Below are 7,930 nucleotides of genomic sequence, written 5' to 3' on the forward strand. Positions count from 1 at the left end.
GTGCACGACGACCGCTTGCTGGTGGAAGCGCGCCTGGAGCGCGCCCTGCGTCAGTTCGTGCGGCCCGCCCGGTACGCGGCGCGCGTACCGCTGGTTCTGTCCGTGTGGCATGTGCCCGGCGAGCCGGTACCGGCGGACCAGGCGCTGCAGGCGGCGTACGAGCCCTTCGGCATCGGAACGGAATGGGGAAAGCCCTGGTCGACGAGTTGGTTCCGCTTGGAGGGGCGGGTGCCCGAGGAATGGGCGGGCCGGCACGTCGAGGCGGTGATCGACCCCGGTTTCACGGGTGACGGGCCCGGCTTCCAGGCGGAGGGCATGCTGTACGACGCCGCAGGTGTACCCCTGAAAGGGGTGCACCCGCGCAACCGTCACCTGACGATCGGGGCCCCGGCGAGCGGAGGCGAGCCGGTGCATCTGCTCCTGGAGGCGGCGGCGAACCCGGCCGTCCTGCACGGCTTCGAACCTACTCATCTGGGCGACGTCCTGACCGCCGGGGATCGGCCGATCTACCGATTCCGCTCTGCCGACCTCGCCGTACTCGACGAAGAGGTGTGGCAGCTGGTCCTCGACGTCGAGGTGCTGTCGGAGCTGATGCACGAGCTGCCCATGGACCGGCCCCGGCGGCACGAGATCCTGCGGGCGCTGGAGGACATGCTCGACGCGCTCGACCTGCACGACGTCTCCGGTACGGCGACCGCGGCCCGCGCCGCCCTGGCCGAGGTGCTGTCCCGGCCCGCGTCGGCGAGCGCGCACCGGATCTCCGCGGCCGGGCACGCCCACATCGACTCGGCGTGGCTGTGGCCGCTGCGCGAGACGGTCCGCAAGGCCTCGCGCACCTTCGCCAACGTCACCGCGCTCGCCGCCGACTATCCGGAACTGGTCTTCGCCTGCTCACAGGCCCAGCAGTACGCCTGGGTCCAGGAGCACCAGCCGCACATCTGGGAACGGATCAAGCAGGCCGTACAGAACGGCAATTGGGCCCCGGTGGGCTCGATGTGGGTGGAGTCGGACGCCAACATGCCCGGCGGCGAGGCGCTGGCCAGGCAGCTCGTGCACGGCAAGCGGTTCTTCGCCGAGGAGCTGGGCGTGGAGACGGAGGAGGTCTGGCTGCCGGACTCCTTCGGCTACACCGCGGCCTTTCCACAGCTCGCGAAACTGGCCGGAATCCGCTGGTTCCTGACCCAGAAACTCAGCTGGAACCAGTCCAACCGGATGCCGCACCACACCTTCTGGTGGGAGGGCATCGACGGCACGCGCGTGTTCACCCACTTCCCGCCCGTCGACACCTACAACTCCCAGCTCCACGCCCGCGAACTCGCCCACGCCGAGAAGAACTTCGCCGACAAGGGCCGCGCCACCCGCTCCCTGGTCCCGTTCGGCTGGGGCGACGGCGGCGGTGGTCCGACCCGCGAAATGCTGGAGAAGGCACGGCGGTTGCGCTCCCTGGAGGGGTCACCGCGGGTCACCGTCGAGAGGCCGTCCGCCTTCTTCGCGGCCGCCGAGGAGGAGTACGGCGGCCAGGCCCCGGTGTGGTCGGGCGAGCTGTACCTGGAGCTGCACCGGGCCACGTACACCACCCAGGCCAAGACCAAGCAGGGCAACCGGCGCTCGGAACACGCCCTGCGGGAGGCCGAGTTGTGGTGCACGACGGCGGCGGTGCGCGTCCCGTCGTACGCCTATCCGTACGACGCACTGGACCGGCTGTGGAAGACGGTGCTGCTGCACCAGTTCCACGACATCCTGCCGGGGTCCTCGATCGCCTGGGTGCACCGGGAGGCGCGTGAGACGTACGCGCGCGTGCTGGCGGAGCTGGAGGAGATCACCGCGGAGGCGATGCGGGCGCTGGGGCCGGGCGGGACGGCGGTGTTCAACGCCTCGCCGTACGAGCGCACGGAAGTGGTCGGCCACCGGCTGGTGACGGTGCCGGGGCTCGGGGCCGCTCCGGTGCAGGGCGCCGCCTCCGAGGAGGTCCGGGCCGCACGGGACGGCGACGCGATCGTCCTGGAGAACCACCGGCTGCGGGTGCGGATCGACGCCTACGGCCTGCTCGCCTCGGTCCATGACCTGGCCGCCGACCGGGAGGTCCTGTGCGGCCCGGGCAACCTGCTCCAGCTGCACCCCGACCACCCCAACGCCTGGGACGCCTGGGACATCGACCGGCACTACCGGCGCCGGCACACGGACCTGACGGACACGGAGTCCGTGGAGTTGGTGGAGGACGGACCGCTGCGCGCCTCGGTCCGGGTGACGCGGACGTTCGGCAAGTCCCGGATCACGCAGGAGATCCGGCTGACGGCCGCGAGCCACCGCCTCGACGTCGTCACGGAGGTCGACTGGCAGGAGTCCGAGAAGGTGCTCAAGGCCGCCTTCCCCCTCGACGTGCACGCCGAACGCTCCACCGCGGAGATCCAGTTCGGCCATGTGCACCGTCCGACGCACACCAACACGTCCTGGGACGCGGCCCGTTTCGAGATCTGCGCCCACCGCTGGCTCCGGGTCGCGGAGGAGGGGTACGGCGTCGCGGTCCTCAACGACTCGACGTACGGCCACGACGTCACCCGCACCCCGCACGACAGCGGCCTGGGCACGACCGTACGCCTCACGCTCCTGCGCGCCCCGCACAGCCCGGACCCGGAGACGGACCTCGGCACCCACCGGTTCACCTACGCGCTTCTGCCCGGGGCGTCCGTCGGGGACGCCGTCGCCGAGGGGCTGGCCCTGAACCTGCCGCTGCGGGTGGCCGAGGCGCCGCCGGTGCGGCCCCTGGTGCACGTCGACGACCCGGCCGTGACGGTCGAGTCGGTGAAGCTCGCCGAGGACCGCAGCGGTGACGTGGTGGTACGGCTCTACGAGTCCCGGGGCGGCCGGGCCCGGGCCACCCTGGCGGCGGACTTCCCCGTCGCCCGCGCCGAGGTGACCGACCTGCTCGAACGGCCGCAGCAGGAATCCCCCCTGAGTTTCGAGCTGCGGCCGTTCGAGATCCTCACGCTGCGGCTTCGGCCGGCGTAAGGAGCCTTCGTGAGGAGCCTTCGGGGCCGCCCGCCCGACCCCCGTACGGGAGGGCGGCCCCGGCTTCTCAGTGGAGCTTGTTCACGGCGGTGGCGGTCGTCTCCTTGAAGGCGGGCACCGGCGCGTCGTCGAAGTCGCCGAGCTGCGACCACTCGACGACCGTGACGGTCCGGCCGTCCCGGCCGACGGAGAGGAGGTGGATGTCGGTGGCACCCCACGACGTGGTGGTGTGGAGGCCGTGGACGCGGGCGCCCTCCTCGACCGGCACCTTGCCGTAGCTCCTGTAGGCGGCCTGGGTCTCCGGGTCGGCCTGCTCGATGCGCGTCGCACAGGAGCGGATCTCCTTGTTCAGGCGGGTGGCGAGGGCGCTGGCCTTGGCCGTGCTGCCCACACCGATCGTCAGCTGGCGTGCGCCGGTGTCGAGTTCGGTGTGGAACGCGCGGTACCGGGAGTCGTAGCCCGGCAGCGTCTCGTCCAGGCAGAGCCGGAGTTCGACCGGAACCCCGTCGGTCACCCGGCCGGCGGTCCAGGAGGACGAACGATGCGGTGGGAGTTCGGCCGCCGAGAGGAACCGGGTCTGCGGTGTGGCGCCGGCCTGCACGGCGAGTGTGACGCCCAGCGCGAGGGCCGTGGTGGCTAGTACGGTAAGCGCGCCTGCATGGGTGCGCTTGGGCATGGGTGTCCCCCGTGAGTCGGTCCATGGGTGTGGGATGGGCGCCGGATGGTCGGTCCGACACCAAGAGCATCAGCGGTCACAACGGGCGGACGCAACACGGGACGCCGGATCCACCACCGTGGAACCATCCCACCCCGTCTGACGTGCAGGTACAGGGAGTGCCTGGGATACGGATCTGGGGGAATCGGTGTCAGCACCACAACCACCACAGGACGACGTGCAGGAGTTCGCGGCGTTACTGAGGCGGCTGAAGGACCGCACGGACCGCAGCTACGGTTCGCTGGCCCGCCGCCTGAACATGAACACCTCGACCCTGCACCGCTACTGCGCCGGTGACGCGGTCCCCGTCGACTTCGCGCCGGTGGAGCGCTTCGCCGCGCTGTGCGGGGCGTCGGCGGAGGAGCGCCTGGAACTGCACCGGCTGTGGCTCCTCGCGGTGGCGGCCCGGCAGCGGCCGCGGGCTGCGGAGTCCGCGGAGGCGCCGGAGGAACCCGTTGCCGAGGGTGCGCCCGACCGCCCCTGGTACCGCCGCCGGCGCATCGCCGTCACCGCGGCCGTCACGGCGGCGCTGCTCGCCACCCTGGGCAGCCTCTCGGCCCTGCCGTCCGGCGGACCCCCGGCGGACGACGCCGCACCGGCCCCCCTCCAGTCGTCCGGAACGACGGCATCCGGCACACCTCACCGTTCCTCGTCCACCTCACCGAGCGCTTCCTCCTCCGCCACCCGCTCCCCCTCGGCCAAGGGCACCTCGACGAAGCCCTCCGCACCGGCCTCCGGCAGCCGCGACCCCTCGTCGGGCAGCGGCGGCTCCGACGGGCCGGCGACAGCAGCCGATCCCTTCACCTGGACCGTCAACTCCCATGTCTGGAACGCGGGCTGCGGTCACGACTACGTCATCGACAAGCCGCCCACGCAGGTCCCGCCGCCCCCGGCCGCGCAGGACGCCGCACCCTGGGCGGCGGCGCAGGGCGCCCTGCACGGCCGCGACACCTACGTGCAGATCTCGGTGCAGGGGCGCAACTCCACGGCCGTCGTCCTGGAGGCGCTGCGCGTCCGGATCGTCGGGCGCGCCGCCCCGTTCCAGGGCAACTCCTACGCCATGGACAACGGTTGCGGCGGAGCGCTCACGCCCCGCGTCTTCTCCGTGGACCTCGACGCCGACCGGCCGGTCGCCCACTCGGAAGCGGGCTTCGACGGCGAGAACGCCATCCCCGCGATCCAGATGCCCTACCGCGTCTCCGTCGAGGACCCGGAGGTGCTGCTGGTCACCGCGCGCACCGAGACCTGCGACTGCAGCTGGTACCTCGAACTGGACTGGTCCGCCCAGGGCCGCACCGGCACGGCCCGCATCGACAACGCCGGCGACCCGTTCCGCACGACCGGCATCAAGGGACTGACGCGGTACTCGTACGACACGTCCGGGCGTCAGTGGGTGACCGACAACTGAGGCGCCACTAAGGTCGGGGCACGTTCCGCAGGTTGGAGCGGGCCATCTGCAGCATCCGGCCGACCCCGCCGTCCAGCACGATCTTCGAGGCGGACAGGGCGAAGCCGGTCACCATCTCCGCGCTGATCTTCGGCGGGATGGACAGGGCGTTGGGGTCGGTGACGACATCGACGAGGGCCGGGCCCTTGTGCCGGAAGGCGTCCTTCAGGGCGCCGGCGAGCTGCTTGGGCTTCTCGACACGCACGCCGTAGGCACCGCAGGCACGGGCGACGGCCGCGAAGTCGGGGTTCTTGTTCGTGGTGCCGTAGGACGGCAGCCCGGCCACCAGCATCTCCAACTCGACCATTCCCAGGGACGAGTTGTTGAAGAGGACGACCTTCACGGGCAGGTCGTACTGCACCAGCGTCAGGAAGTCGCCCATCAGCATGGAGAATCCGCCGTCCCCGGACATCGACACGACCTGCCGGCCGCGGTCGGTGCACTGCGCCCCGATCGCCATCGGCAGCGCGTTCGCCATCGAACCGTGGGAGAAGGAACCGATGACGCGGCGACGGCCGTTGGGCGAGAGGTAGCGGGCGGCCCAGACGTTGCACATGCCGGTGTCGACGGTGAACACCGCGTCGTCGTCGGCGAGTTCGTCGAGTACGGCGGCCACGTACTCGGGGTGGACGGGGACGTGCTTCTCGACCTTGCGGGTGTAGGCCTTGACGACCCCCTCCAGCGCGTCCGCGTGCTTCTTGAGCATCTTGTCGAGGAAGCGCCTGTTCTGCTTGGTCCTCACCCGGGGCGTCAGACAGCGCAGGGTCTCCTTCACATCGCCCCAGACGGCCAGGTCGAGCTTGGACCGGCGGCCCAAGTGCTCGGGGCGTACGTCGACCTGGACGATCTTGACGTCGTCCGGGAGGAACGCGTTGTAGGGGAAGTCGGTGCCGAGCAGGATCAGCAGGTCGCACTCGTGGGTGGCCTCGTAGGCGGCGCCGTAGCCGAGCAGACCGCTCATGCCGACGTCGTACGGGTTGTCGTACTGAATCCACTCCTTCCCCCGAAGCGCGTGCCCCACCGGGGACTTGACCTTCTCCGCGAACTCCATGACCTCGGTGTGCGCGCCCGCCGTGCCGCTGCCGCAGAAGAGGGTGATCCTCTCGGCCTCGTCGATCATCGCGACGAACTTGTCGATCTCGGCGTCGCCCGGGCGGACGGTGGGCCGGGAGGTGACGAGGGCGGTCTCGATCGTCTTGTCGGGGGCGGGCTCGTCGGCGATGTCGCCGGGGAGGGAGACGACGCTGACGCCGGAGCGGCCGACGGCGTGCTGGATGGCCGTCTGCAGCAGCCTCGGCATCTGCTTCGGGCTGGAGATCAGCTCGCTGTAGTGGCTGCACTCGCGGAACAGCTGGTCGGGGTGGGTCTCCTGAAAGTAGCCCAGGCCGATCTCGCTCGACGGGATGTGCGAGGCGAGGGCGAGGACGGGGGCCATGGAGCGGTGGGCGTCGTAGAGGCCGTTGATGAGGTGGAGGTTGCCGGGGCCGCAGGAGCCCGCGCAGGCGGTGAGCTTCCCGGTGATCTGGGCCTCGGCGCCCGCGGCGAAGGCGGCGGTCTCCTCGTGCCGGACGTGCACCCAGTCGATGGCGGCGTTGCGGCGGACGGCGTCCACGACCGGGTTGAGGCTGTCGCCGACGACGCCGTAGAGGCGTTTAACTCCGGCGCGGACGAGGATGTCTACGAACTGTTCGGCGACGTTCTGCTTGGCCATGGCTCTGAGCGCCCCTTCGGTCTCCTCGGTCTTTCGGGTCCCTCCGGGTTCCATGAATTCACAGCCTGAGGCGTCACGCCTCCCACACGGCGGCGGCCGTACGGTCGTCCGCGTACCCCTTGACCCTGGTCTGGGTGTCGGCGAGGAAGGCGGCGAGGCCGGGCGGGGCGGGCTCGGACCACCGGCCGGTGAGGTACCGGCACAGGTCGGGCTCGCCGCGCAGCGGCTCGGCCAGGCCGCCGGTGCACATCAGGAGCGTGTCACCCGGGCGGGCGACGGAGGCGCGGAAGCGGAAGGGTTCGCGGGGCGGCTCGGGGGCCGGTTCATATGGGCTCGGGGGTGTCGGGATGCCCAGGTCCATCGTGAGCCGGTCGCCCTCGGGGGTCGCGGCGGGCAGCGAGCCGAAGCCGACGACCGGTTCGCCGGTGATGTCGACGGTCCGGGGTTCGATGTCGTGCCACTCGCCGTCGCGGAGGCGGAAGAGTCCGCCCGCGCCGACGCCGAAGAACACCCGGGTGCGGCACTCGGGGTCGGCGGGCAGAAGCAGACAGCGCAGGGTGGCCGCGTACTCCTCCGGGTCGATGCCCTGTTCGGTGGCGCTGGCGCGGAGCTTGCCGAGGCTGCGGTCGGTGAGACGGTGCAGACCCGACTTGAGGTCGCCGCGCCGGCCGGCCCTGATGTCCTCCGCGAGCCGTGCCTGACTGCGGCCCACGGCCCGGCCGATCCAGTGACAGGCCTCGGCGGCCGCCCGGTGCGCGCCCGGAGTGGCCCGGGCCCCGGTCGCCATCGCCACCAGGATCAGCGACTGCTCGCCGGTGCCAAAGCGGGCGGTGAGCAGCGAGTCCCGGCGCGGCTCGCCCCGGAACCGGGCGGAGTCGCCGCGCGCCGAGACCGCCCGCAGCGTGCAGGACCCGTACCGGGCCCCGTCCAGCACGGTGTCCGGGACCAGGTCGTCGAGGTCGTCCGGGTCGGCGGGCGGGAGCGCGGTGGGCTCGGCGTCGTAGGTGGGCGGGCCGGAGCCGACGTAGTCGACGGGAGTGGGCGGGAG

5 protein-coding genes are annotated in these 7,930 nt (G+C 71.6%); 2 read left to right on the forward strand and 3 right to left on the reverse strand.

The window, feature by feature from the left end; translation table 11 throughout:
• Complete coding sequence (locus IG08_RS0151470) at window positions 1-3,009, forward strand: alpha-mannosidase (protein WP_030621377.1); 3,009 nt, start codon at window positions 1-3, stop codon at window positions 3,007-3,009.
• Window positions 3,010-3,076: 67 nt separating this feature from the next.
• Here the strand turns inward: IG08_RS0151470 and IG08_RS0151475 are convergent, their stop codons facing one another.
• Window positions 3,077-3,685, reverse strand: coding sequence for a hypothetical protein (locus IG08_RS0151475; RefSeq protein WP_030621379.1), 609 nt, complete (start codon window positions 3,683-3,685; stop codon window positions 3,077-3,079).
• Window positions 3,686-3,872: 187 nt separating this feature from the next.
• Between IG08_RS0151475 and IG08_RS0151480 the strand changes: the two genes are divergently transcribed.
• Window positions 3,873-5,132: a helix-turn-helix domain-containing protein gene (locus IG08_RS0151480; protein WP_030621381.1), complete on the forward strand. Its 1,260-nt coding sequence runs from the start codon at window positions 3,873-3,875 to the stop codon at window positions 5,130-5,132.
• 7 nt (window positions 5,133-5,139) lie between these two features.
• Here IG08_RS0151480 and IG08_RS0151485 read toward each other — a convergent pair whose 3' ends face one another.
• Together IG08_RS0151485 and IG08_RS0151490 are read right to left on the reverse strand one after the other, a co-directional pair.
• On the reverse strand, window positions 5,140-6,882 hold the full coding sequence (locus IG08_RS0151485) for a pyruvate dehydrogenase (RefSeq protein WP_030621383.1): 1,743 nt from the start codon (window positions 6,880-6,882) through the stop codon (window positions 5,140-5,142).
• Between the two features lie 73 nt (window positions 6,883-6,955).
• On the reverse strand, window positions 6,956-7,930 hold a 975-nt coding region (locus tag IG08_RS0151490), incomplete at its 5' end, for a protein phosphatase 2C domain-containing protein (protein WP_030621384.1).

It is taken from the genome of Streptomyces fulvoviolaceus (assembly GCF_000718165.1).
In the GTDB taxonomy this organism is placed as follows: Bacteria; Actinomycetota; Actinomycetes; order Streptomycetales; family Streptomycetaceae; genus Streptomyces; species Streptomyces fulvoviolaceus.

What these genes read in the sequence shown, in the direction of transcription:
- IG08_RS0151485 (WP_030621383.1), bottom strand. Translation starts at nt 6,882, where the DNA reads ATGGCCAAGCAGAACGTCGCCGAACAGTTCGTAGACATCCTCGTCCGC.
- IG08_RS0151475 (WP_030621379.1), bottom strand. Translation starts at nt 3,685, where the DNA reads ATGCCCAAGCGCACCCATGCAGGCGCGCTTACCGTACTAGCCACCACG.